The sequence below is a fragment of the Algoriphagus sp. AGSA1 genome (assembly GCF_021390545.1).
GTDB lineage: Bacteria > Bacteroidota > Bacteroidia > Cytophagales > Cyclobacteriaceae > Algoriphagus.
In genome coordinates this window covers 34,195-60,671 of sequence record NZ_JAJUWR010000017.1, presented here as the reverse complement: position 1 = coordinate 60,671, position 26,477 = coordinate 34,195, and the positions used below count along the sequence as shown (strand labels likewise).

General features: G+C 41.1%; 26 protein-coding genes. 20 read left to right on the top strand and 6 right to left on the bottom strand.

Annotation, left to right across the window (positions count from 1 at the left end; translation table 11 throughout):
* From LZF95_RS14815 to LZF95_RS14795, 5 genes are all read right to left on the bottom strand, one after another.
* The gene (locus LZF95_RS14815) at positions 1 to 1,485 is read right to left on the bottom strand and encodes an NAD(P)/FAD-dependent oxidoreductase (protein WP_233755876.1); all 1,485 of its coding nucleotides are present in this window, start codon (positions 1,483 to 1,485) and stop codon (positions 1 to 3) included.
* Positions 1,486 to 1,489: 4 nt separating this feature from the next.
* On the bottom strand, positions 1,490 to 2,002 hold the full coding sequence (locus LZF95_RS14810) for an RNA polymerase sigma factor (protein ID WP_233755875.1): 513 nt from the start codon (positions 2,000 to 2,002) through the stop codon (positions 1,490 to 1,492).
* Between the two features lie 201 nt (positions 2,003 to 2,203).
* The gene (locus tag LZF95_RS14805) at positions 2,204 to 3,094 is read right to left on the bottom strand and encodes a MerR family transcriptional regulator (RefSeq protein WP_233755874.1); all 891 of its coding nucleotides are present in this window, start codon (positions 3,092 to 3,094) and stop codon (positions 2,204 to 2,206) included.
* On the bottom strand, positions 3,091 to 3,537 hold the full coding sequence (locus LZF95_RS14800; protein ID WP_233755873.1) for a sterol desaturase family protein: 447 nt from the start codon (positions 3,535 to 3,537) through the stop codon (positions 3,091 to 3,093). Before LZF95_RS14800 ends, LZF95_RS14805 begins: the two co-directional genes overlap by 4 nt.
* A 187-nt stretch (positions 3,538 to 3,724) precedes the next feature.
* Positions 3,725 to 4,393, bottom strand: a complete 669-nt coding sequence (locus LZF95_RS14795; RefSeq protein WP_233755872.1) for a carotenoid biosynthesis protein — start codon at positions 4,391 to 4,393, stop codon at positions 3,725 to 3,727.
* A 110-nt stretch (positions 4,394 to 4,503) separates the two neighbouring features.
* Here LZF95_RS14795 and LZF95_RS14790 point away from each other — a divergent pair, with 110 nt between their 5' ends.
* From LZF95_RS14790 to LZF95_RS14705, 18 genes are all read left to right on the top strand, one after another.
* Positions 4,504 to 4,809, top strand: coding sequence for a DUF4286 family protein (locus tag LZF95_RS14790; protein WP_233755871.1), 306 nt, complete (start codon positions 4,504 to 4,506; stop codon positions 4,807 to 4,809).
* Between the two features lie 310 nt (positions 4,810 to 5,119).
* The gene (locus LZF95_RS14785; RefSeq protein ID WP_233755870.1) at positions 5,120 to 6,262 is read left to right on the top strand and encodes a DUF4221 family protein; all 1,143 of its coding nucleotides are present in this window, start codon (positions 5,120 to 5,122) and stop codon (positions 6,260 to 6,262) included.
* A gap of 5 nt (positions 6,263 to 6,267) precedes the next feature.
* Positions 6,268 to 7,428, top strand: a complete 1,161-nt coding sequence (locus tag LZF95_RS14780; RefSeq protein ID WP_233755869.1) for a DUF4221 family protein — start codon at positions 6,268 to 6,270, stop codon at positions 7,426 to 7,428.
* Positions 7,429 to 7,432: 4 nt separating this feature from the next.
* On the top strand, positions 7,433 to 8,593 hold the full coding sequence (locus LZF95_RS14775) for a DUF4221 family protein (protein WP_233755868.1): 1,161 nt from the start codon (positions 7,433 to 7,435) through the stop codon (positions 8,591 to 8,593).
* A gap of 5 nt (positions 8,594 to 8,598) precedes the next feature.
* Entirely contained in the window at positions 8,599 to 9,750 is a 1,152-nt protein-coding gene (locus LZF95_RS14770) for a DUF4221 family protein (protein ID WP_233755867.1), read from the top strand.
* A gap of 4 nt (positions 9,751 to 9,754) precedes the next feature.
* A complete protein-coding gene (locus LZF95_RS14765; protein WP_233755866.1) occupies positions 9,755 to 10,885 on the top strand; it encodes a DUF4221 family protein in 1,131 nt (376 codons plus the stop codon).
* Between the two features lie 4 nt (positions 10,886 to 10,889).
* Positions 10,890 to 12,044, top strand: a complete 1,155-nt coding sequence (locus LZF95_RS14760) for a DUF4221 family protein (protein ID WP_233755865.1) — start codon at positions 10,890 to 10,892, stop codon at positions 12,042 to 12,044.
* 4 nt (positions 12,045 to 12,048) lie between these two features.
* A complete protein-coding gene (locus tag LZF95_RS14755) occupies positions 12,049 to 13,167 on the top strand; it encodes a DUF4221 family protein (RefSeq protein WP_233755864.1) in 1,119 nt (372 codons plus the stop codon).
* 5 nt (positions 13,168 to 13,172) lie between these two features.
* Positions 13,173 to 14,315, top strand: a complete 1,143-nt coding sequence (locus LZF95_RS14750) for a DUF4221 family protein (protein ID WP_233755863.1) — start codon at positions 13,173 to 13,175, stop codon at positions 14,313 to 14,315.
* Between the two features lie 5 nt (positions 14,316 to 14,320).
* Complete coding sequence (locus LZF95_RS14745; protein WP_233755862.1) at positions 14,321 to 15,460, top strand: DUF4221 family protein; 1,140 nt, start codon at positions 14,321 to 14,323, stop codon at positions 15,458 to 15,460.
* Positions 15,461 to 15,465: 5 nt separating this feature from the next.
* Positions 15,466 to 16,608: a DUF4221 family protein gene (locus LZF95_RS14740; protein WP_233755861.1), complete on the top strand. Its 1,143-nt coding sequence runs from the start codon at positions 15,466 to 15,468 to the stop codon at positions 16,606 to 16,608.
* A gap of 5 nt (positions 16,609 to 16,613) precedes the next feature.
* Positions 16,614 to 17,765, top strand: a complete 1,152-nt coding sequence (locus tag LZF95_RS14735; RefSeq protein WP_233755860.1) for a DUF4221 family protein — start codon at positions 16,614 to 16,616, stop codon at positions 17,763 to 17,765.
* Positions 17,758 to 18,927 (top strand): DUF4221 family protein, encoded by a 1,170-nt coding sequence (locus LZF95_RS14730; RefSeq protein ID WP_233755859.1) that lies wholly within the window; start codon positions 17,758 to 17,760, stop codon positions 18,925 to 18,927. Before LZF95_RS14735 ends, LZF95_RS14730 begins: the two co-directional genes overlap by 8 nt.
* The gene (locus LZF95_RS14725) at positions 18,920 to 20,086 is read left to right on the top strand and encodes a DUF4221 family protein (RefSeq protein ID WP_233755858.1); all 1,167 of its coding nucleotides are present in this window, start codon (positions 18,920 to 18,922) and stop codon (positions 20,084 to 20,086) included. The genes LZF95_RS14730 and LZF95_RS14725 overlap by 8 nt, the downstream gene beginning before the upstream one ends.
* Positions 20,079 to 21,254 (top strand): DUF4221 family protein, encoded by a 1,176-nt coding sequence (locus LZF95_RS14720; protein ID WP_233755857.1) that lies wholly within the window; start codon positions 20,079 to 20,081, stop codon positions 21,252 to 21,254. The genes LZF95_RS14725 and LZF95_RS14720 overlap by 8 nt, the downstream gene beginning before the upstream one ends.
* 59 nt (positions 21,255 to 21,313) lie before the next feature.
* Positions 21,314 to 22,486 carry a DUF4221 family protein gene (locus tag LZF95_RS14715; protein ID WP_233755856.1) on the top strand — a complete coding sequence of 391 codons (1,173 nt, stop codon included), beginning with the start codon at positions 21,314 to 21,316 and terminating at the stop codon, positions 22,484 to 22,486.
* Positions 22,487 to 22,675: 189 nt separating this feature from the next.
* Positions 22,676 to 23,290 carry a cytochrome c oxidase subunit 3 gene (locus LZF95_RS14710; protein WP_233755855.1) on the top strand — a complete coding sequence of 205 codons (615 nt, stop codon included), beginning with the start codon at positions 22,676 to 22,678 and terminating at the stop codon, positions 23,288 to 23,290.
* A gap of 6 nt (positions 23,291 to 23,296) precedes the next feature.
* Positions 23,297 to 23,731, top strand: coding sequence for a hypothetical protein (locus tag LZF95_RS14705; RefSeq protein WP_233755854.1), 435 nt, complete (start codon positions 23,297 to 23,299; stop codon positions 23,729 to 23,731).
* Here the strand turns inward: LZF95_RS14705 and LZF95_RS14700 are convergent.
* The gene (locus LZF95_RS14700; RefSeq protein WP_233755853.1) at positions 23,728 to 24,198 is read right to left on the bottom strand and encodes a Fur family transcriptional regulator; all 471 of its coding nucleotides are present in this window, start codon (positions 24,196 to 24,198) and stop codon (positions 23,728 to 23,730) included. The two genes, LZF95_RS14705 and LZF95_RS14700, sit on opposite strands and share 4 nt — an antisense overlap.
* Before the next feature lie 209 nt (positions 24,199 to 24,407).
* Between LZF95_RS14700 and LZF95_RS14695 the strand changes: the two genes are divergently transcribed.
* Both LZF95_RS14695 and LZF95_RS14690 read left to right on the top strand, forming a co-directional pair.
* Positions 24,408 to 25,661 (top strand): aspartyl protease family protein, encoded by a 1,254-nt coding sequence (locus tag LZF95_RS14695; protein WP_233755852.1) that lies wholly within the window; start codon positions 24,408 to 24,410, stop codon positions 25,659 to 25,661.
* A 221-nt stretch (positions 25,662 to 25,882) separates the two neighbouring features.
* Positions 25,883 to 26,473: a LemA family protein gene (locus LZF95_RS14690; protein WP_233755851.1), complete on the top strand. Its 591-nt coding sequence runs from the start codon at positions 25,883 to 25,885 to the stop codon at positions 26,471 to 26,473.
* Positions 26,474 to 26,477: the final 4 nt, after the last annotated feature.

The following is a 26,477-nucleotide window of genomic DNA, read 5'->3' as shown; positions in this document are numbered from 1 at the left end:
TTATTTCAATGAGTTTTCTTTAATCGCTTCTTTTGCAACCACATATCCTGATATCAGTGAGGGTGGGACCCCCGGTCCAGGTACCGTGAGTTGTCCAGTGTAGAACAAGTTTCTTACCTTTTTGTTTTTGAGTGATGGCTTTAGGAGGGCTGTTTGTTTCAGGGTATTGGCCAATCCGTAAGCATTCCCCTTATAAGCGTTATAGTCTGCTTTGAAATCGGAATGTGCATAGGATCTTTTATAGATCACATGTTTACGTATTTCCTGACCGGAGATTCTCTCCAGCCTGTCCATGATGAGCCCATAATATTTCTCTCTTGTTTCTTCTGAATCTGCCAAGTCTGGTGCAAGTGGTATGAGTAAAAACAAGTTTTCCATTCCCTGGGGCGCTACCGACTCATCTGTGATCGATGGGATGCAGGTGTAGAATAAGGGTGCTTCGGGCCACCTCGGATGGGAATAGATAGCATCAGCATGTGGCCCGAGAGGTTCGTCGAAGAACAAATTATGATGACGAAGGTTTTTCAGCTTTTTATTGACACCTAGGTAGAAAAGCAAGCTAGAAGGCGCCAGGACCCTACTGTCCCAGTATTCTTCGTTATAGTTACTGTATTTCGGACTGATCAGATGTCTGTCCACATGGTGATAATCTGCCGCCGCTATAACTACGTCAGCTTCTATCTTTTGGCCATTCACCAGCCTAATACGCTTTGCTTCCCCCCTTTCTATCTCTATCTCTTCCACTTCGGCATTATATTGGATTTTTGCTCCCTTTTCTTCAGCGAGTTCCACCATTGCTTTGATGATTTCATGCATTCCACCTTTGGGGTACCAGGTCCCTAAAGCGATATCAGCATAATTCATCAGACTGTATAGCGCAGGAATGTTCTCGGCTGTTTCCCCTAAGAAAAGTACCGGGAACTCCATTAGCCGGATAATTTTTTCTGATTTGAAAAACTTGCGTACATGGGAAGACATGGACTGGAATATATCCATGCGCATCATGTCTTTCATCAGTGTCAAAGATGCAAATTCGAGTAGGGAGCGACTGGGTTTTTTTACCAGATCGTGAATGCCCACGTTATATTTATACTTGGCCTGCTCGAGAAAAAGATCTAGTTGCGATGCTGCCCCAGGTTCTATTTCCTCCAGGAGAGCTTTAAATTCATCTAGTTTGGCAGGAATGTTAAGTATATCATTTTTACCATAGATCACTGCATAGGAAGGATCCAGGCGTATGAGTTCATAGTAATCCGAAGGTTTTTTGCCGAAATGCGAAAAATAATCCTCAAAAACATCGGGCATCCAATACCAGCTAGGTCCCATGTCGAAAGTGAAGCCCTGGCTTTCGAATTTTCGGGCTCTTCCTCCCGGAGAATCATTCTTCTCCAAGAGGGTGACAGAAAAATTGTTGGCAGCAAGGTGAGTGGCAGCAGATAGTCCGGCAAATCCCGAACCTATCACTACTGCATGTTTTTGTTTCATTTGCTTAGTTAAGATGCTTATAAACCATCAAATCTTCTTTGAGATACTTGCGGGCAATATGAATCCTATTTTTCACAGTTCCAATCGGAATACTTAAACGATCGGCAATCTCATGGTATTTGAATCCTCTGTAATACAGTAAAAATGGCGTGCTAAAAACTTCATCAAGACGGTCTATTGCCTCATAGATATCCTCCATAGTAAAATCTCCATAGGCTGAATTTTCTATAACCGCTTCGCTTGAGTTGAGGTAATGCAGATTTTCAGTAGTATCCACAAATGTAGCTCGGCGTACCATCTTCTGGTAGTTCGTGATGAAGGTGTTCTTCATGATCGTGTAAAGCCATGCCTTTAGGTTGGTGCCTTCAGCGAATTTGTCCTGGTTGGTATAGGCTTTCACCATAGTGTCCTGAAGTAGGTCATTGGCGTCGTCAAGATCTTTTGTCAGTTTCAGGGCAAATGGCTTTAGCACACTAGAAAGTTGATGGAGCGAGTAACTGAATTCCAAGGTAGTCATGATGTAGTGGTTTTTGTTTGATCAAACATACACATCATTAAACGGAATTAAAAGAAAATGTTTAATAAAAATAATAAAAAGTTAAACAAAATGATATTCTTATCAACAGTTTTATAAGGTAATATGCCTCTTTTTTATGTTTTGGGACATAAAAAAAGCATTCTTCCTAGAATGCTTTTGTTTAAAATTTATTTGTAAAAACTAAACAGACTTATGTTCCATCTGTAAAAAGACTTCCTTGATTTCCTTGGCGTAGGTGAGCAGACGGATATTGGAGGGGATCTCGATAGCTTGCTCTAAAGTTTGCAGGCCTGTGATGAATATTTCACTCTGTCCAAATTCTTTGCCCATCCAGCATACGTAGTCCTGTACATTGTCGCCCGAAGGCGCTGAGGTGATGATGGTAAGCAGATACTCTGGCTTTTGGAGCTTATAAACAGAAATCAAATCCTCCTGTGGAGTACTCTGTCCTAAATAAATGACCTTATGCCCATGTTTTTTAATTAAATAGGAGCTAAAAAGTAGTGAAAGCTCATGCAACTCACCTTCAGGGAGAAATAGCATAAAGGTTTTGCCATTGCTTTTTCCCACCTGCCCATCGATTGCCACTATAAGTTTTTGCCGGATAAGGTTGGATATAAAATGCTCTTGTGCCGGGTTGATTGCCCCGGTTTGCCAGAGAATACCGATTTTCGAGAGAAAAGGGTAAATCACGTTCAGCACAGTGTCCTCAAAGCCTAACTTGATGATATTGGTAGAAAGGACTTTCTCAAACCTGTCCTCATCCATCTCGATCATGCAGATGGTAAGTGCCTGGATCTGGTCGTTGTGATCCACAGACTGGTCAGTTAGCCTGATGATCTCCTGCGAGATATCGGCAGAAGACATGGCCGCAATCTTACTGATCTTCATGCCATGTGCGTTTAGCATAGATACGTTCAGGATAAGCTTCAGGTCCGCATCATCATAATAGCGGATATTTGTATCCGTCCGTTTTGGATTCAGCAGATTGTAGCGCTGTTCCCAGATTCTCAGCGTATGCGCCTTGATTCCGGAGAGTTGTTCCAGATCTTTTATCGAGTAGTTGCTCACCTGTCTTTTTTCTTAAAGTATTTTTTTGGAACCAAAAAAAGCCCAAAAGATACTGCTCCGTCCCTTTTGTCACTGTAATGATGGGCTTGATGAGCCTTCAAAATCCCCTGCAGAAAATGGCTTTTCGGTCGGTTCATCCACTTAATACGTCTGTGGATCAATATGTCATGAAGAAGGAAATACAGCATGCCATATAAGCTAATCCCTATTCCCAACCAAAATCTGTAGTCCAGTTCTTCCACTCCCAAGAATATCAGCAACACGGCAATACTTCCAAACAGAAGCGAAAATAGGTCATTTAACTCGAAAAAGGAGCCGGAATGCTTGTGATGTGTCTTATGGATCATCCAGAGCGGGCCATGCATAAGATATTTGTGGATAGCCCAGCCGGATAGCTCCATCAATCCAAATCCCAATATGGTTAAACCTATCGCTTCTATCATTAGAGTAACAACCAGAGTAGTTAAGTTTTGTTTGGGCAATACTTCAAGTTCTGTTTTAATTAGTCAGGTAGTACGGAGAGGCTGCAAATAGCATAACGTAATCATCCTATATCTCTATAGATTGCGACTTTATTTACTCCAAATCCCTATGCTTTATACCCATCTGGCCTCAAATTATTTTGTGCTTTCACAGCTCCAAGGTGAAGTTAAGCATAGTAAAGAAAAGAATCATTGCTACCAACATCCAGGCTGCCAAAGGATTCCCCCTTTCGAAATTGGCCTTTCTGTAGATCAGATGGATTAGAAATGCCACTGCAAACCACGAGAAATAATTTCCTGCAGGGATAATCTCAAACTTCCAATGCCACATATCCAAGGCTACAGCCACCGGTTCCAGGATGTAATCAATCACTACCATCGCCGTAGCCCCAAGTAGCGCGGCATAGTAGTCATTGTCAGTCACTCGGTGAAAGACAGTTCCGGTCAGATACACCAACAAAAACCAGTTGACCCCGATCACGATGGGGACTTGCCAGAGCTTGGGGCCTAAGGTAGGTCCATATACGTAATCCCCAAATAGATGCCCCGTGTGGATGCCGATGGCCTCAGCGCCGAATCCTATCCAAAACGCCGCAGTGGCAAAGATGGGGAAAGCCTCATTCCAGCCCTTGTGAAATCCCAATAAAATCACCAGGGAGACCAACAACTGGGCAGGAGTAAGCTTCAGAAACATCTCCCTATATTCCGGCAAACTCAAGCCAACTACCCCCACTGCATATAAGGCAACCACCACGATTTTAGCGATGATCAGTCGCTTATTCTGTGCCTCTGGGGGTGCGTGGGCTATTTTATGCATATTTTACGAAGCTTTGGGTAATGGAAATTCAATTTTTGTGTATGGATTCCTAACTTTGAAATCTCAAATCTGTTTGCAAAAAAACGAAATTCCATCCAAAATCCCCTGCTATGATTCTTTACAACATCACGTTTACTGTTTCCAATGAGATTGAGGAGGATTTTGTCCAGTGGATGAAAGTGACCCATATTCCTGAAATTTTCGCTACGGGATTGTTTATTGAACACAGGTTCTTTCGGCTGCTCAATAGCCCAGATGATAGTGTGACCAACTATTCGGTGCAATTTTTTGCGGAAAACACCAAAAAACTGATCGAATACGAAAGCCGCTTTGCGAAGGAACTTCGCTACGAAACCCAGGCAAGATACGGCGAAAAAGCCATGCCCTTCCGCACGCTGATGGAGTCGGTGGATTAGGGAAAGGAATATTTTTAGGGGATTTTAGATTAGGTTCCGCAGATTTCCGCGGATAAAGACGCAGATCAGCGCAGATTACATGAAGGAAATTGCACAGCTTCAACTTTATTCCTGGTTCAGCTCCGAAGGAGCCTGACTATTCATGACCCTGTACGCAGTGCAGGGCAGGGAGATGTTGTTTTTATTGGAGCCCTGAATGGGGCGATACTTTAATTAGCAGATCCCAATTATTGCTGTCCGACAATTTTTTAGATTTATTAACTAACTATTCTGCAATGAATTAACTATTTTCCATTCTAAACTCTTTAGAATGCGGAAACCCTTACTGTTTGCTTGTTTTGCGTTATTTTTTTCCTGTGGGAGATCAGGTGAAAAGAAAGGATCCGCTGAGGCGGGCAATATCCTGGAAAACCTGAGCTATTCGGTGGATACGGTGGTAGTAGATGTCAAAGGTGAAATCATCAATCTCAATCATGGTTTGCACTATTTTGATCTTTCAGCTGACAGAACTTCACTTATACTTTTTGATAGGCAACAGACTGTTTTTCGAGAGATAGATCTGGATCAAATGGTAATCAAAGCCACTTATCCATTTGAATTGGAAGGTTCAAATGGAATAGGCAAGAGCTCATACTTTCAAGTTTTACCGGATGGAACGCTTATGGTTCCTTCTTTATCAAAAGCCGGAATATACAATCTACATGGCGACTTACTTTCAAGAGTAAGTATAGGAGCAAGTGATATTGATGGGCTCGATACTCTTAATCCTTTTACCCTCATGTATGAAATCCTTATGGATCCAAAATCGGGACTTCTCTATTCTTTACCAGGAGATTGCCTCACAGGAGTTAGAGATCTGGCAATACTAGATCCTAGCAACATAAAAGGGGAAATAATCAAGCTATCCGAAATGGAGAAAGCAGGAAATTTTAGTCTATTCTGGAACACAGAAAATGGAAAAGCACTTGAAACTGAAGACTATTCACTGAATCTAATTGATGACATTTTAATAATCACCTGTACTGTAGGAAGTGGGATATACCGCTATGATACCAAGACCGAAAATTTAGAGTATTTTGATTTTCCCCATAAAATTGCTCCTAGTGAAAAAACAGGGGAAGTTTTAAATGAAGTAAGTACTGAAAAAGATTTTTGGACTGAATATCGAAAAGTGGCTGGTCAGATTTCCTATAGAGAAATTATGTGGGATAGTTCAACTGCCAAACACTACCGACTCGCAAGTAAGACCATATTGGGTGAAACAGAAGAAGAACCAGCTGATTACGAAGTTTACTTATTTGCCTATGATCAGAATTTCAACCTATTAGGAGAGACACTTCTCAAAGGCCTCAATGCACTTCTAGAAAGCTGTTTCTTCAAAGACGGCAAGCTCTGGTCTTATGTCAATGTCGAGGACGAGCTGGGCTTCGCGGTATTCACTTTTGATTTTTAAAGCCTATGAGAAAACTACTTACTATTTCCGTTCTGGCACTTCTCCTATCCTGTGGAGGAAAGAGTGATGCGGAAAAATCTGGAACTGGGAATATACTGGAAAACTTGAGCTATTCTGTGGACACGGTGGTTGTGGATTCTGGAGATGAATTCATAACGATTGCCAACGAATTCCAATTGGAACTTTCGTCAAGTCTATCTAAGGACAATAAAACACTATATTTATTTAATAACAATGATCATAAGTTATCGGTCGTGGACCTAGATCAATTGAAATTAAGGGAGTTTCTCCCCTTTGAGAAGGAAGGCCCCAACGGGGTTGGGGAATATGTCCAAAGTATTCAGGTACTTTCAAATGATCAGTTTCTATTTACAAATTTCCAGGCAACTGGGATCTTTGACCGAAATGGAAAGAACCTGGAATCCTTCAAATTACATAAAGCCGAATTTGATGGGCTAGAGCTGGATTCTCCCTTCAACTACCAAATGCTAATGACTTCGGATCAAAATCGGCTGTTTTCTCTAACAGGTTATTTCAATGACGGTGCGAAAGATTTGGTAAAATTAAATCCAAAGGAAAGAACAGGAGAAATTATCGATTTACCTGCTTTGGATGTAGCAAGCGATTTTAGTGTTATGATGAGTGATCGAAGTATAATGGCAGTACCCCAGTCCAGCCTCCGGGAAATTAATGGAACGCTCTTTATCTCCAATGAGGTCACCTCCTCAGTATATAGATATGATTATCAAAAAGATTCGCTGCAACTCACCACTTTTCAACATCAACTTGTGCAAAATGCCAAAACCGGATCATTAAAAAATGAGGTGTCCAGTCAGGATGAATTTTTTGCCGAAACAGCAAAATCATCCTCCCAAATTAGTTTTCATAAATTTATGTGGGATGAAAGCAGAAGGCAGTTTTTCAGATTAGGGCACAAGATCATTTCCTCAACTATTGAAGATATCTCCGATATAGAAAATAAAGAAAGCTATAAATCGATTATCTATTTATTCGTTTACGACTCCGAACTAAATCTTTTAGGAGAAACCATATTCGAAAAGATAACCCAGCGTCCCAGATTCTATTTTTTCAAAGACGGCAAGCTCTACTCCTATGTCAATGTCGAGGACGAACTGGGTTTTGCGGTATTCACTTTTAACTTTTGAATCCATGAAAAACCTACTGACATTCTTACTTCTAACCTTACTTTTTGCCTGCGGAGGGAAACAAACAACCGAAGAAATAGCTGTCGTAGAAGAGCCCAAGAACATCCTTGAAAACCTAACTTTTTCCATTGACACCCTAGTGGTTGATCCTGGTGAGGAGATTATTAACCTGAAGCATTTAGGTGCTAATTATGTTTCCCTTTCACCAAGTAAAGACCAATTTTGTTTCTTTGATCGCTCGAGGCCTACCCTCCATGAGATAGACCTTAACACCTTAAAATTAACCAATAATTATCCCTTTGAGGAAGAGGGGCCTGATGGAATAGGTAGGTTTGTTTACCTATTCAAAAGGCTATCAGATGGAAATTTTTGGGTTCAGGATTTATTAGGATCTACTTCGGTATTTTCCAAGACCGGAAAGAAAATTCGGGCTATTGAGTTTAATAAAGAAGAACTTCTACAAGACTTTCCTCTTGGCCTAAATCTAACTTATGAGCTTCAAGTGGATTTGGGCCGAAGAAAGTTTTATTCATTGCCACTTATGTTTAAAGTGGAGAAGAAACATTTTGCTGTGATGAATTCCTCGGGTCAGACAGAAAAAATAGTTGAACTCCCGGAGTTTGATAAAATAGAAAAATTTAAAGTCGAGTATAATAGCGGCAGAGATGGAGGCGATGGAAGAGGGGAACTAGTAAGACTTGAGCAACCAAACGATCTGGTTTTAATATCCTCTACTGTAGGAAATGGCATCTATATCTATAACCCAGAGCTGGACAGTTTATGGTATCAGGAATTCCCCCATGAATTAACTCCCTTGGAGAAAGACGTAAAAGTCAAAAATGTAGTGCACAGTCCCTTGGAGCTGGAAGCCGAAAGAGAAAAGTTCCATACCCAAATAGACTATTGGGGTTTTTACTGGGATGAGCATACACAGCGATACTATCGATTTGCCAGCATAGGACTTTCTCGTGCCAGCACTGATTCCCCAAAAAAATATAACCACTACCTATTTGCCTATGACAAAGAGCTAACCCTAAAAGGCGAAGCAAAGCTTGAAGGTCTTGAAAAAATCCCAGCAGCGGGTTTTTTCAAAGACGGCAAGCTCTACTCCTATGTCAATGTAGAGGACGAACTGGGTTTTGCGGTATTCACTTTTGATTTTTAAAGCCTATGAGAAAATTACTTCCACTTTTAGCCTTTGCTCTATTTGCCGATTGTACGGAAAAGTCTGGATCTGAGGAAGTTTCAATCATCGAGGAGCCTAAGAATATTCTTAAAAATCTGACTTATTCTGTGGATACGGTGGTGGTGAACCCCGGGGAGGAAATCATTAATCTCAAATATGGGCTTATCATTTCTTCATTGAGTCCTGATCATCAAAAACTCTATAAGTTAGATGGAAGAACAATACAGTTGCAAGAAATCAATTTGGATAAATTGGCACTTACAGCCAGCTATCCGTTTGAAAATGAAGGGCCAAATGGAGTAGGGTCGTTTGGAAGTCATCTCACATCACTGGGGGATGAAAGATTCCTCTTTAGTGGGCCTCATAAAATCGGCAAATTTTCGAAGACCGGCGAGTTGTCCCAAGACTTTGATTATTCCATTGATAAGCTCCTTGGAGGTAAAAAGTCCATAGGCAATAATCTTTCCCAATTTGCTTTTGTGGACGAAAAACAAATGGGGTTTTTCCTGGAAACTAATTATAGTGATCCCGTTTTCAACCTAGTTACTATCAATTTTAAAGAAGAAAATTCAAAAGTGATTGACTTGCCGGAAATGGATGTAACGCATGATTTTAGAGTCGTACTGGAAAATAATGGAAACAAATCTAGCTGGAAACAATCAGTTACAGTACAAGCTATAAAATCCAAAGTATATATCACCACCGAGGTGAGCAGTGGCCTATACCGTTATGATCCCGTACTGGATAGTCTGGAGTACATCACTTTCCCGCTTACTCTTACGGCCACCGAAAAAACCAGGAAGATCAAAAATGAGGTATTCTCAGCAGAAGAGCGAAAGGAGCAGACTTCATTGATAGATTCTGAAGTTCGTTTCAACGAATTGCTTTGGGACGATAATTCCAATCAGTTTTTCCGCTTCAGCTCTATCCTAATCCCCAGCAATTCTGAAGAACCAAGCAACAAAAGTGAAGTATTTCTTTCCGCTTTTGACTCCTATCTCAACTTGATAGGTGAGAAAAAATTGGAAGAGCTCTTTACTGTACCCGAAAATGCCTTTTTCAAAGACGGTAAGCTATGGTCCTATGTCAATGTCGAAGACGAACTCGGATTCGCAGTATTCACTTTTAACTTCTGAACCCATGAGAAAACTACTTACGATCTCAGTTCTTGCGCTTCTTTCAGCTTGTAAGGAAAAACCTGGATCTGAGGTAGTTTCTACCATCGAGGAGCCTAAGAATATTCTTGAGAATCTGACCTATACCGTGGATACACTTATGGTAGATACTGGAAATGAAATTTTAGATTTCTCTTTAGGTTATAGTACCTCTCCATCACCAGACGGCCGCTTTTTCTACTTTTTCAAAAACCTAAAAATGCAGAAAATTGATTTGGACCATCTTACCTTAATAAATTCCTTTTCTTTGGAGAAAGATGGTCCAAACAGCCCAGGTCATACTTTTGGCTTTTATGCACTATCAGGCGGCAACTTTTTTTTTCCAACGCTTCATAGACCATCTATTATCACTGATCAAGGCTTGAAAATCAAGGCTTGGAACCTTGACCGAGAAGAATTGGCAGAAGGCTTTCCCGTTGAGCCTTTCTCCCTTGGAAATAGAGTAATCCTAGATCCAAAGCGTCTCAACTTGTATTCTTTGCCGATGAACATTGAAACAAGAGACTATTATTTTGCTGTAATAGATTCACTCGAAAACAGAAAAAAAATGGTGGAGCTAACTGAGTTTAAGTGGGCTAACAAATACCTAATAAGAAGCGATGCTGAACAAAAAGGTGAATTTCTACACTTACAGCAGTTTAATGAGTTAGTCCTTATTTCCTGTACTGTGGGGAATGGCACCTACATCTACAATCCTAGTCTAGACAGCCTTTTCTATAGAGAATTTTCACATGAGATCGTCCCTTTGGAAAAAACAGGAGAGGTAAAAAATAAGGTGGGGAGCAGAGCAGAGTTTGAGGACGAATTAAAAAAGCTCAAACACCAGATCGATTATTGGAGCTTCTTGTGGGATCAAAAGTCTAAACGTTATTTCCGGTTTGCAAGTAGAGCTATAAGGTTCGATGAAGGCGGATGGGCAAAAGAATTTGAACTATTCCTAATGGCTTATTCAAAAGACTTGGAGTTAATCGGGGAAACTCGATTGAAGGGGTTATCCAGGACTCCTTTCGGTGCCTTCTTCAAAGACGGCAAGCTCTACTCCTATGTCAACATCGAAGACGAACTGGGCTTTGCGGTCTTCACTTTTGATTTTTAAACCCATGAAAAAACTACTTTCAATTTCCATGCTGGCACTTCTCGCATCCTGTGGAGCGAAAGAATCTGGATCTACTGAGTCTGGCAATCTCCTCGAAAATCTGACCTATTCGGTGGATACCTTGATGGTAGATCCGAGAGATGATTTTCTGATTATTAACTCCGGTTTATTTCCATATAATTTATCCAAGGATAAATCAAGACTTTACTTTTTTGAGAAAGATCCCTATAAGCTTGTAGAAGTGGATTTGGATAATTTAGAGGTGCTAAACAAAACACCATTTGAAGCTGAGGGACCTAATGGTATCGGCAGCTACCTATCTGGATTAGAAATAGGCCATGATGGAGATCTTTTTTTGAATAATAATAATGCGGTTGGGATTTTCAACCAGAACGGTAAAAAAATACGGGATCTGAAATTTGTTCCCACTGGTATAGAGTCAGCTTTGGCCGAAAATTACCATGCGATTTTTTCAAACTCAGTTTATGATTTTGGGATCCAAAAAATCTATTCATGGCCAAGTTTCGCTGATGCGAAGGAGTATGGACTGTTTGTACTAAACCCAGAAACCAAAGTAGCTAGCTCCCTGCCAATACCCAAAATGAAGATAGTAGATGATTACTCCGGCTCTTTTGTATTTAAAAGCAATAATGGAGTAGAATTGATGTCATTTTATTTCGTAGGGAGCTTCATCACTTTATTGCCGGGAGAATTAATAATATCCACTGCAGCCATGAGTGGATTTTACAGACTGGATCTCCAAACTGAAAAACTGGAATTTATTGATATCCAGCATCAATCCGTCCCCAATGAAATGCAGGTAAACATCCCAAAAGAACCTTCAGATCCGGAAGAGGTAATGGAAATACAAAATAAAATATTCGAGCAGATCAATTTTATGGAAATGCTCTGGGACGATTCCCGTCAAATGTATTTTCGGTTAGGCGTAAAAACTTTTAGAGGGGAAACCCAAGAAGATGCTTCTACTTATGAGATTTACCTCTTCGCTTACGATAAGGACTTCAATGTACTGGGAGAAACCAAAGTCGAGGAGATGAAGGAAGTTCCATCCACCTATTTCTTCAAAGACGGCAAACTCTACTCCTATGTCAATGTCGATGACGAGCTTGGCTTCGAAATATTCACATTTAACTTCTGAACCCATGAAAAAACTAGTGTTCATTTCCTTATCGATAATCTGTCTTGCCTGCGGAAAGCAAACTGATGAAGAAGAAAAGAAAGAATTCGACTTTTCTTATACCACCGACACAGTCCTGGTAGATCCAGGAGAAGGATTTATTTACCTGAATGGTTGGCTAAACGCAGCAGCCTTATCTCCTGATAAAAAGCAGCTTTACAATTACAATCCTGAAGCAGCTGAGATGGAGGTGATTGATCTGGAAAACCTAAGACTGACAAATCGGATAAAAATGGAAAAAGAAGGCCCTCAGGGCGCCGGCAATCCTAGCAGTATAGTGATCAGTGAAGACGGCAAATTCTTTTTTATAAGTTATACGGATGTCAGAGAGTTTACTTCTCAACTGGATTCCATGAAAACCTATAAAATCCGAAGCGGAAAATTTGAAACCTTAGCGACAGACGAGACATTGAGTCAGCCTTTTCAGGTTTCTCCGGACGGAAAGTATCTTCTGTGCCCATACGGTCCAGACGATTTTGCCAAATTCAGTGAAGGCTTGGCTATCCTTTCACTTGAGGACCTGCAACTGAAAAAAGTACCCACAGACCTTTGGGAGCGGGCTGATGCTTATCGATTAACCCGTTTTGAGAATGGAGAAAGAAGAATGTGGACAAACGAAAATGTCGATATCGTTCAGGCAAATAATCAGTTGCTACTTTCTTCGGCAAACTTCAATGAGGTGTATGTGCTGGATCTAGCTACAGACTCTATCTCCTCCAAAGTCTATCACTCAACCCTTACCGAAAACACCAAGAAAATACCTGCTAAGACCTCTACTGATTCTCCAGAAGAAATGAGCAGGATGTTTAAGGAAAAGAATGGACAGGTCAATTTTAGCAGATTCTATCACGACGATTTCTCCAATAAGTTTTACAGGTTTTCACGGGATCTGGAAAGAACAATAGGAGATTCCTCTGTTTACAAAGATGTGGTTACAATTTTTGATGAGAACCTCAACCAACTCCATGAGGAAGTATCACCTATCCCGTTTTTTGGCTTCAAATTCTTCAAAGACGGCAAGCTATACTCCTATGTAAATGTAGAAGACGAGCTAGGCTTTGCGGTGTTCACTTTTGATTTTTAGATGCTATGAAAAACCTGATCCCATATCTAAGCCTAATCATCCTCGCCTCTTGCGGAGAAAAGAGCAGCTCTGAAAAAGCCGAATCAGATAATATCCTTGAGAATCTGACTTATTCTGTGGATACGATCGTGATGGACTCGGGTGAGGAAATATTGGCTATTGCCGCTGGGTTTTTCACCCCATTTGCCCCAACCTTAGATAAATCACAGCTACTTGTATTTGAGGGCAGTACAGGCACCTTGGATCTTTTTGACCTGGAGGAAAACAAACTCCTCAGAAAAATACCATTTGAAAAAGAAGGCCCAAACGGTGTAGGAACCTATGCACAAATCATCCAATCCCTGAGTGACAGTACCTTCTTTTTGCATGGCAATGAGAAAATCGGAATCTACGATTATGCCGGAAGTCAGATCAAGAACCTAAAAATAACTCCAATAGGAATTGATCAGGCGATATCAGAGAATTTTTACGCTCTCTATCAAAACACCAAAATCACCCAGAATCAGCGATTTCTTACGTCTTTCCCTGGAGAAATGATGAATGAGAAGAAACAGCTGATGATCATGGACATTGCAAAGGAAGAAGCAAAGTTGATATCACTTCCAGAAATGGATATTTCATCTAAATATCGGTCTGTTTATTTGGAAGCTGGAGGCGGAATGTACGTAGAGCCATACCAGGTCACTGAGCACGAAGGCAAGCTCTATATCACTTGCGGTACGATCAGTAGTATCTATGAATATGATCCTGCATCGGATAGCCTGAAGTATCTTCCTGTCCATCATACTATCACTCCCAATTCAAAAAGCGGAGAAATCCTTTCAACCCCTAATTCAGGAGACCAGTGGTGGAGCGAGTACAGGAAAATCGTTGGTCAGATTACTTATCAACACTTATTTTGGGATGAAAGCAGGGACATCTTTCTCCGATTAGGCAAAAAAGTAGCACTTGGAGAAACCCCCAAAGATCCTATCTCGGCAGATATCTTTCTGTATGCTTATAATAGCAAAATGGAGGTTTTGGGAGAAACCAAGCTTGAAGGCCTAGATGAAAGCCCACGAATATATTTCTTCAAAGACGGCAAGCTCTACTCCTATGTAAATGTAGAAGACGAACTCGGCTTCGCGGTATTCACATTTGATTTTTAGATGCTATGAAAAACCTGATCCCATATCTAAGCCTAACCATCCTCGCCTCTTGCGGAGAAAAGAACAGCTCTGAAAAAGCTGAATCAGATAATATCCTAGAGAATCTTACTTATTCTGTGGACACGGTGGTGGTGGACGCCGGCAATGAGTTGATCAATCTTTCGATGGGGCTCTACTATTCAGACGTTAGCCCGGATTCCAAGAAGCTGTACCAATTTTCAAGAAATGATCATGCTCTGGCCGTACTGGACTTAGACCAACTGAAAATTGCAAAGAAGATCGTATTCGAAAAAGAAGGGCCAAATGGAATAGGCGCTTCTGTGTCGGATTTTATGGCTCTACCAGAGGAAAAATTCATGTTTTCGACATTTGAATCTGCAGGAATCTTCGATGCACAAGCGGTAAAACTGGAGGAGATCAAATTGAAGCCAGATGACTTCCCCGAGTTTGACGGAGAGGACTACGATCTGAATTTTCAATTGGGAATAAGTTCAAATGAACAATTTCTCTACGCCCTTCCGGGAAATTTCAGTGCCACAGAAAGAGATCTAGCTCTTTTAAACCAGTCCACCAAGACAGCTAAAATGATTGATATCCCTGAACTGGATGATACTGGGAAGTTTACCATTATACTTTTTAGTAATGGAATGGGTGAAGTTCATCTGGAGAAATATTTCATGGAGGAATATCACGAAAAGCTTTATCTCTCCTCTTCGGTAACCAGTGACTTATACCGGTATGATTTTCAGAAAGACTCTTTAGATTTTTTCAGCTTCCCTATCACTATAAGTCCTAAAAAGAAGACAGAATTTCCAAAAACAGAAGTTTCTTCCAAAAAAGAACAGCAGGAAGAATCCAGAAAGGTTCAATCCCAAATTTCCTTCAAAAATCTTATGTGGGATGAAAGCAGAAAGCTGTTTTTTAGAATTGGCAGTATTGTTACATCAAGTGATTCGCCAGATATGCCCGCAAAAATATCCGTATTTCTATACGCTTTTGACAGCGATATGAAGCTGGTCGGAGAGACAGTGATTAATGACCTAAAACACATTCCGGAGTATCCTTTCTTCAAAGACGGTAAGCTCTGGTCTTATGTCAACGTTGAAGACGAACTGGGGTTTGCGGTGTTCACTTTTAACCTATAAAATTCATGAGAAAACTATTTGCAATTTCCTTTCTAGCCTTTCTATCAGCCTGTGGGGGAAAAGAACCCGTGTCATCAGAAAAGAAAAATATCCTCCAAAATCTGACTTATTCCGTGGATACCGTTGTGGTGGACGCAGGCTCAGGACTGATTGATTTGAGATATGGTATCCTCAAATCGGATATTTCGAGCGATCAAAAATTTCTTTATCGTCTCCAACCTTCCTCTGCAGTTTTTACTGTAATAGATCTGGACCAATTGAAGTTGGTATCCCAACAAACACTAGCTAAAGAAGGTCCAAATGCTGTGCCCAATATGCCGCAAACACTGAAAGTTTTAAATGAACAAGAAATGTTTCTCCATGGCTTTGAAACCACGGGGGTTTATAGTCTTGAGGGAGAAAAATTGAAAGACCTAAGAATTTCTATGGATGGGTATCAAAATACGGACAGGATAAGTAAGTACTCCATTTCATACGCTCTCACACCTTCATTTGAAAACCAAAAGCTTTATTCTTTGCCGATCAATGACTCCTCAAAAGTTACCAGCTTTGCTGTCAGTTCTTTAGTGGATTTGAAGGGTAAGGTTATCTCTTTACCGGAATTTGAGCCTCTATCAAAGTTCTCTCTTACTTATAAAGAAGGAAATTCCTATTCTGGTGCAAATGCTGGAAGTATAGTCCTCTATGTAGAGGACGGACGAACAATCATTCACTCCTATGCTACCAACAGTTTATATATCTACCTGCCGGAGACTGATTCATTAATTTACAGATCATACCAGGTTGAACTAGCACCCAACTCCAAAAAAATACCAGTCACAAATGATTTCACATCTTTGGACGACTTTAGAAGAGTTGCCAAAGAAACCAGCGAGGATATATCTTACGGAAAGATTTTTAAAGATGGAAAATCCAACCAATACTACAGGTTTGGCTCAATTGTCAAACCAAAATCCTCGGAGGAGGAAGAAACAAAGAATGATGTTTATTTATTCGCCTTTGACCAAGACCTTAATTTAATTGGTGAAAAATCCCTTTCAAGTTTAAATTCCCAACCCTATGACGCATTCTTCAAAGACGGCAAGCTCTATTCCTACGTCAACGTCGAAGACGAGTTGGGTTTTGCGGTGTTCACTTTTGATTTCTAAGGACTATGAAAAAACTAATCCCACTGATATTACTCACGCTACTTTCCCTTCCAATGCTATTTTCCTGCGGTTCTGGTTCTTCGGATACGGAGGGAAAATCTGATTTTACTTTTTCCTTCACCATGGACACCATACAGGTGGATCCCGGTGATCACTTGGTTTTCATCAGCAATTATATGAGCTCGGCCGCGGTTGGTCCGGATAAGAAAATCTTGTATAACCTGAACACCAAAGCTCCCGAACTGGAAATCATTGACCTGGAGACCATGACTTATCAGGAATCCATTCCACTAGAAAAAGAGGGGCCAGCAGGAATAGGCACTTATGTTTCAGATTTGGCTGTATCGGAGAAAGGAGACTTTATATTTCAAGGTTATCAATCCTTTGTGAAGGCAAATTCAGACTTGGATCATTATGAACTATTCAAATTTCAAGCTGAGAATCTGAAAGGAGACAGTTTAGCGGAAAAGGAAGGAGTGGATTTCGGTTCCATTTCATCCCGTGATGGAAATTACCTCTTTGCCACCTATTCTGCACAGGAGTTTGGGGGCGCTACCAAGGGGCTTGCCATAGTGGATTTAAAGACCATGGAATTGCGGAAAATCCCCATTGCCGAGCTAGAGTCTTTAGTTGATTTTAACATCAATCAGTTTGCAGATGGAAACCCCCGCATGAGTACGATAGAGAGAGTTTGGATTTTGGAAGAGAATGGCAAAATCTACCTCACCAATACCGCCAGAAATGAGGCTTTTATTTTTGATCTGAAATCCGATTCTTTAGAAAAGAAATCCTTTCACTCCACGCTGACCTCGGACTCGAAAAAAGGGCTTTATACCAAGCACACCAATAGCGACAAGGAAATGAATGACGCCTGGACTGAAAAAAACAAAGAGGTAAATTTCAACAATCTGGTGTATGATCATACTAACAAAAAATTCTGGCGTGTAAGTACCGAGATGGATCGCATGATAGCCGACTCCGTGGTCACTAAAGAAGTCCTGACCATTTTTGACCAGGACCTCAACCAGCTTCATGAGGAGAAGATCGAATTTAACATATCCCAAAGCCTGGCCTTCTTCAAAGAAGGCACACTCTATTCTTTTATCAACCTGGAAGACGAACTTGGCTTTGTCCGCATCAAACCTAGCTATGAATAAAATCGAACGGTTAATTTTAATTATTGCAGCGGGAATTGTGGCCTCCTGTGGATCTGATAGAACAAATTATGAATCCAATTTGGATCATTCGCCTAAAATTAATCTCACTGTAGAAATAGACACCGTTCAGGTAGATCCCGGAGAGGAACACTTTATCTTCTTATCGAGAGGCCTAAGTACCTCGTCGCTCAGCCCGGACAAAAAAACACTGTATAACTTCAATGCAAGGGTTCCAGAGCTGGAAGTAATTGATTTGGACGACTTGACCCTTAAAGAAGTCATTAAACTCGAAAATGAAGGCCCTACCGGAATCGCTGCTGCAAATGCCTATATGCCGATGATGGATATCTCGGACAATGGGGAGCTCTTCCTGAACACCTGGAACTACCTGATCAAACTCAATGCCGATCGCGACCAAATGAGCAGGTTTTGGTTCACTCCGGATTCACTTGCAGGAGATCCGATTTCAGAGTTGGAGAAAATATATCCTGAGGGTTTTATCTCTGACGATGGGGATTTTTTCTACAGCAGCTATGGAATACAGGATAATAAAACTCCGAAAAGCGGTCTGGCAATAGTCAATCTAGCTACCATGGAACTGAAAAAAGTCCCACTGGATATCTTCGAGAAAATCGAGAAATTTGCAATTGTCTTCAGCCCCGATGGCAATAGTAAAATATCCTATACAGAATCAGTTTTTATCGATCCATTTGAGGATGAGATCCTTGTTTCATCGACTGCTTTTAACGAACTCTACATCGTAAACCTCTTGGATTACTCGGTGTTGCAAAAGACCTATCTCTCGACGATAACCGATGATGCCAAGCAAGGCAACTTTGAGAAAAAAGCCAATGATGAGAATGAGCTTTTTGACCTTGCTAAAGAGAAGTATAAGGAGGTTAATTTCCTCAAGTTTCACTACGACGATCAAAGCCGGAAATTCTGGAGATTCAGCACCCAATTAGATCGTATGATCGGAGACTCGGTAGCCTACACCACAGTTTTGACCATTTTTGATAAAGAACTCAACCAGCTTCACGAGGAAAAAGTGGACTATTCAGAAAGGGGATCGCTTACCTTCTTCAAGGACGGAACACTATACTCATACATCAACCTCGAGGATGAACTTGGCTTCGTCCGCATCAAACCTACCTATGAATAAAACCAGATTGCTTACCCCGATTATCCTGGTGGTTTTAGCCAGTTGCGCCACTAAAGAAAGTGCTGAAAATCTCACATCTAGTTCCGTTGAGTTCACCTATGAGATGGATACCGTGATGGTGGATGCCGGGGAAGAGTTTATCCATGTGAACTGGAACCTGACCACGTCCGATTTGTCTGAAGATGGGAAATACTTCTACAATTTCAAGACCGGAGCTAATGAACCTGGTCTGGAAATTATTGATATGGAAAACCTCAGACTGGAACGGGTTATCCCCATGAGCTTGGATGGGCCGAATGGTATTCGATCACCTTATGTGTCCCGCGTGTACATTCTTCCTGATGAGACATTTTATCTTTCTGACAATTATGAAGTTTGTCATTTCGATCAGCAAGGAGACAAACTTTCCACCCTAAACTATGCTAAGCAGGAATTTGAAGGAGAAAAACTCCCTGAAAGAAAACGAATCCAGCTAAATGAAACACTTTCTGCAAACGGGAAATTGCTCGTAGCACTTTATGGTGGCGAAAAAATGGGAGATCCTGCAGAAGGACTGGCACTATTTGATATGGAAAATAAGAATGTAAGCTACAAACCATTGGAAGTATCTAAAAATTTAGACAAGTATCAATCTGTTCTTTACTACAATGGAGAACAACCTATGTCAATGGTCCTAGCTAACGTACATCTACAATTGAGGAATGACAGCCTTTTATATTCCAATACTGCTCAAAACAAGGTTTTCTTTTACAACCTCAAAACTGATTCTCTTTCTTCTAAAGACTATACTAGCAGATATACCAGTAACGAGGCTGCCGGAAATTACCAAAAACGCACAGGTTCAGAAGAAGAATTTAGGGAGATTATAAAAGAGAAAGACAAAGAAGTCAACTATGGCCACCTGTTCTTTGATAAGTATAACGACGTCTATTGGCGATTCACCAAGGAAATGGATCACATGAAGGGTGACAAGATTATGTACAAAACTGTACTTACCGCCTTTGATCCTACATTTAACCAACTACATGAGGAATTGCTCCCTCTGAATTTTAATCTTCCATACAAGTATTTCGCTCGCCATGGGATGATCTATACCTTTCTGAATATCGATGATGAACTAGCTTTTGTGAGACTAAAACCAACTTTTACAAATGAATAAATATTACCAGTTAGCACTTGTTCTCCTGCTTTTTAGCTGCAATACAGAGAAGAACACCAAGAATTCAAATGACGGGAATATTAATTTCTCCTACTCGATCGATACCGTGATGATAGATGCGGGTGATGAGTTTCTGTATCTGAATATGGATTTGTATTTTTCTTCTTATTCTGCCGGTGAGGGGTTTTTATATAACCTAAATCCCGAATCCGCCAGAATGGAAATCATCGATCTGGAGAGTCATTCCTTGGACAGACTCGTCCAATATGATCTGGATGGCCCAAATAGGGTGAAGGAACTGGCGATCACAGGAATTAAGAAATCGAACACAGGCGATCTTTTTTTCCAGGATTATTTTACTATGAGCAGGCTTGACTCTTCTGGTACAAAAATAGCCACCTACAGATTCACCAATGATTTTCTCAAGGGGGAAGAACTAGCTCTGAATGAAGAAATAGATGGTATGGGACAGATAGGCTCAGATGGTGCTTACTTTGCAAGCTTTTATGGTAATTATCAGGAAAAGGGAGGGATCCGTGGAGTAGCCCAAATCAATTTGGCCGATAGTTCCCTGCGCCTGTTTCCGCTGGATTTCTGGGGGGATCTGGACAAGTATGAAGTAAATATGGATCAGGGGGACGGAAGAGCTATAGGTGCCCCTGAGTTTAAATTTCTCTTGGTGGATGGGAATGACTTTGTCGTTTCCACATCAGCTAGAAACGAGCTTTGGCACTATAATTCGGAACTGGATAGCATTATACATAAGGAATACACCAGTGAATTTACTAACAATGTAAAGCCTGGAAATTATCCGAAAACCGCAAACAGCCAGGAGGAATTTGAACAGGTAATGAAGCAAAAATCAGATGAGGTCATTTTTGGGTTTTTGGTTAAAGACGAAAATTCAGGTCTGTTTTACAGCTATAGCCGTGAGCAGGATGACAGTAGAAACGATTATGCCTATGTCCTCACCATTTTTGATGAAAACCTAAACCAGCTCCATGAGGAGAAACTGGGCGAAGAGGTGACAATCCCCGGTGAATATATGCCGGGAGGAAGGTCATTTGTACACAGAGGCATGCTGTACAGTTTTCTCAATATTGAGGATGAATTGGCTTTTGTACGGCTGAAACCAATCCTTGTTGAGCATTCATCATTTAGCCGCTGATTTTTATGAAAATCAGTAATTTGTTGGCTTTGTGGACTTTTGCCCTTAATTTTTAGAGCATGAAGCTATACTGTTTGCTAGGCGTTTTTCTGCTAATTGCCTCCTGTGGAGAAAAATCCGTAGAAGTACAGCTTGCGGAAGTAAATGTAAGCCCTAGGTTCAATTATGTGATTGACACTGTTTTCATCGATTCCGGCGAGGAAGAAATCTATCTGCAAATGGATCTCAGCATGTCGGATTATTCGAGCAATGAAGGAATTCTATACAATCTCAGACCTGAAACAGGAAGGGTGGAAGTGATCAACATGGACAGCCTTAGGCTGGAAAGGCTGATCCATTATGACCTGCGCGGGCCAAACAGTGTGAAGCAATATTTCCCCTTTGGAATTAAGAAAACCCTGTTGGGAGATACGTTTTTCAAAGAATACCGGGTGATCCACAAGCTAAATCCTGAGGGCAAAAAGGTAGATTCCTACGAACTGATCAATAGGAAGCTGACCGGAGACCGACTGCCCTTTAATACTGAAATAGACGGTCTGGGGGAGATTTCCAATGACGGTTCTTACATGGCAAGTTTCTACGGAAATCTCAAAGTGGGGGGACATGTACTGGGCATTGCCAAGGTAAACCTGAAGGATAAATCCCTGAAATTAATACCAGTGGATTTCTGGGAAGAGCTCAAGCGATATACTGTGACAGTAGATTACGATATCGGTAAAAGAAACAGTTCTCCAGAGCTGAAGTACCTGCTTTTGAATGGCCCAGATGTGATTCTATCTACTTCTGCCAGCAATGAGTTGTGGTATTATATAGCCGCAAGCGACACCTTGATCCATAAGAAATACCGCAGCGGGATAACATCAGATAGAAAATCCGGGAAATATCGGTCGGACATCAGCAATCAGCAATTGTACATGTATTGGGTCAAACGCAAAAACGACGAGGTGACTTTCGGGCCATTGGTAAAGGACCGGGAAGCCCAGCGTTACTACCGCTACAGCAGGGAACTGGATAGAAGTGATCCCCAAAAGCCCCGGTATGTCTTTGCGCTTACGGTGTTTGATGACAAACTCGATCAGATCCACGAGCAAAAGCTAGAGCACAGTGTCCCGATCATCGGGAAATATTTTGAAAACAGGACATTTGTGCATAAAGGGGCTATTTATTCTTACCTGAAAAAGGAAAACCAGCTGGCTTTTGTCCGGTTGAAACCAAGTTTTGAAAATGAGTAAGTTCTTATTTGTGTTTTTCTTGGGTCAATTGGTTCCCGCAGACTTGACTGCTGTCCAGGCGGGATATGGCAGATAAGGACGCAGATCAGTGCAGCTTTCACAAAAAGTTGTTCTTTCAATTCCCTTTGTGAAGTCCTAATTCCTGAATGTTTTTTTGAACCTTCAACTCTATTGGATGTTTTCTGAGTAATGGCCCATTATAAGGAAAAACCAACCCTCCTTCAGCGTGCAGAACGCCTGCATCCGTATGAAATGCTACTCTATCTGGGGATGCTCAGCAGCGGCATTGTCTTTCTTTTTCTTGCTTTGGCCTTCTTGTTTTCTTCCCGCAACTTACTCGTAGGCATGAATCAGACACTGCCTGTTTCCTTTCTTGTTTCTACTTTTCTGCTCATCATCAGCGGATTAACGGCTACATCCATGCGAATTGCCTTTACGGAAGAGAATACGGATAAGCTGCTAGGTTCACTCAGAACTACCGTCATTTTAGGATTTATGTTCACTAGTTTACAAATCGTGGGATGGTACGAACTAAAGGTAAAAGGGATAGTGTTCGCCGGCATTCCCAGCGGGAGTTTTCTTTATGTGCTGAGTGGGATACATATTTTTCACCTTTTGGGAGCTATGGTTTTTGGTCTGATTCTTTATTTTCAGTTACGCAAAAGCAGAAAGGATGAAATCCAAAAGCTCCTCATAATCACCAATCCTTTTGAGAAAATGAGAGTTCGTCTTTTTACCTTCTATTGGCATTTCATGGACGGTATCTGGCTGATTCTCTTTCTTTTGTTTGCCCTTAGCTTCTAAGCAAAAATGAAAATCAACTTTTCCACCAAGGTCAGCCAGGACTACCTCTCTGTAAAAAAGGGCTTTGATAAGACACTATTTCAAAAGCTTAGCCCACCATTTCCCCCAGTTAAGCTGCTGAGATTTGACGGATCAGAGGTTGGGGATTTGGTTTCGTTAGAACTCAATTTTCTCCTGTTCAGGCAGCGCTGGACAAGTGAGATCACTGACAGCCACACCGACAAGTCAGAATATTTCTTTGTAGATGAAGGAGTAGAATTACCGTTTTTCTTAAAGAAGTGGAAACACAAGCACCGGATAATCAAAGAAGGGAATCATACCAAAATCAGGGATGAAGTGGAGTTTGACGGAGGGTCTGGACTACTGAGCTTGCTTTTATATCCCGCACTTTATCTTCAGTTTGCCTATAGAAAGCCTATTTATAAACGGGTTTTTGCTTAAAATTCCTGTAGGTTTTCACAATTCTCTATTTCACAGTTGCCGTAAAGTACAAGGGAATGGCTTGTAATGGCAGACTGAAAACCGTGCCCTATCTGCTCCTTGATTTCGTTGATCTTAGGATCGGAGAATTCCCTGATTTTCCGGCATTGGTTGCACACATGATGGTCGTGATGCTTGTAGGTGAGCGCCTGCTCATAGAGGGCGACTTTATCCTTGAATTGGTGTTTTACAGCCAGTCCACTTTCTACCAGCAGATCAAGTGTGTTATAGATAGTTGCTCGACTAATTGTATAACCTTTATTTCTCATGCTGAGAAAAAGCCCCTCCACGTCCATATGCTCATCTTCCGGAAGGGAGTAAAGTTCGTCAATTACTGAAAATCTTTCAGGGGTTTTCCGGCTTCCTTGCTTGGTTAGGAAGTTTTCAAAGATTTTTTTAGCCTTTTCGATGAGGGCCTTGTCTGCCATGGGTTCAAGAGAATTAAAAATAAAGATGAGTCATTATCCATTTTTTGTCAAACCAAACTTACTAATCTCAGTAATTTGGTTTCAATCTAATTAAAACTAAAGCGACTTTTTATAAAATTGAAGCACAGTAAATGGGTGATTTGCCGTAGAATACTTATCTTTTTCATAAAACAGATTAACTTATTCGAAACATCCCGGCTTTAAAATTTATGTATAAAAGCATTCTCGCTTTTCTGTTCATCCTTGTAGCTATACAGATAAGATGCTTGGCACAAGTGCCGGGTTTTTTTATGAAAGAAGAACAGCGCAAGGTCGTTGTCCCGTTTTATCCTTCAAACAGTCTCATCATTATTCCTGTATCAATCAATGGCCATACCCCACTCAACTTCCTTGTGGATACCGGTGTCCGCTCCAATATTCTGTTCAGCAAGAATTTAGGTGACGCGTTAGGTTTGGAATATACGAGGAGACTGAAACTAGTGGGGGCAGATGGCAAAGATGATCTGATGGCTTCTGTTTCCCCTATCAACCATTTTGATTTAGGATCCGTAGAAGGGATTTTTCAGAGTTTATTGGTGCTGGAGCAGGAGTTTTTGGAGCTGGAATCTGTCATCGGAGTTCCCATTTATGGAATAATAGGTTATGAGTTTTTCAAATTCAATCCGGTCAAAATAGATTATGACAATGGATTGATGACCTTTTATAGACATGACGCATTGAGGTGGAAGCCTTTGTTCTATCGAAGAACACATCTCTCTATAGAAGAAAACAAGCCTTATATTCGGGCAAAGGTGAAGCAGAAGGACGGCTCTGTTCTTTTTCCCAAATTGCTCATCGATACAGGAGCTAACCATGGGCTTTTGCTGAACAGGGAAACTACCGAAGCGATCACCATGCCACCCCTGTTCATAGAGTCTGCTTTGGGTCAGAGTCTGGGAGGAATGTTGGTTGGTTATATGGGCAGGGTTGAATCGCTTAGTTTTGCAAATTTGAAACTGACTGAAGTACTGACCTCCTACCCAGATGAAACACCTTTCAGCTATGTGATCAAAGATTCCGGCCGCTTTGGGAGCCTGGGCGCCGAGGTCTTGGGCCGCACCAAACTGATTTTTGATTATCCCAGAAATCGCCTGCTGGTACAACGGGCGGATAATTTCTTCGCCCCTTTCCAATTTGACATGAGTGGTATGACGTTGAGGAAGATCCCGAATGATGATAACAGGATCTATATTTCAGAGATAAGGCCAGGATCTCCTGCCCAGCGTGTGGGGATAAAGGCTTATGATGAAGTGCTTATGATAAATAATGTCCCTACCTTCTTCTGGGAGCTGTCTGATATCAATAAATTATTGCGATCTGAACAGGGTAAAAAAGTAGAAGTGGAAGTACGTCGCTATGAGGGGGATGATTTGACTAAGTACGAAGACCACAAGTTTAGCTTCGAGCTGAAGAGGCAGATTTAAATGCTTTTAGGACAGAAGTTAATTTAAATAAGGGTAATTTTGAATAAAACATGGAGAAATGAAGGAAACCTCTTTTTCGCAAATCCGTGAGTAACCTAGTCTAAAAAACAATTATAAACACATGAAATCGACACGATTGAAATCATCATTAAAATACATATGGCAATGATTATTTTAATCGTCAAAGATTCCATATGACCTAAAAAAACAATTATAAACATATGAAAAAATTCCTTATTCCTATTCTGATTTTGGTGGTCGTAGGTGTTTTTATCTACACTAAGGCCGTGGGGACCTATAATACTTTTGTCCAAAAAGAAGAGGTGATCAATGGGCAGTGGGCTGAGGTAGAAACACAATATCAACGTAGATCAGATCTGATTCCAAATCTGGTGAATACCGTAAAAGGCTATGCGGATTTTGAGCAGGAGACATTGACCGGGGTGATCGAGGCTCGGGCAAAAGCCACCGCAGTGAACGTGGATGCGTCTAATCTTACTCCTGAGAAATTAGCTGAATTCCAGGGGGCACAAGATCAGCTTTCCGGGGCTTTGGGGCGATTATTGGTGAGTGTGGAGCGCTATCCAGAGCTCAAAGCAAATCAGAATTTCCTTGAACTGCAGGCGCAGCTCGAAGGCACAGAGAACAGAATAGCCGTGGCCAGACGAAATTTCAACCAGTCTGTGCAGGATTTCAATTCCAATCTGAGGACTTTCCCGAACAATATCTTTGCAGGTTGGTATGGATTTGAACAGAAGGGTTACTTCGAAGCATCCGCAGGAGCTGAGAATGCTCCTACTGTCCAGTTTTAATCAC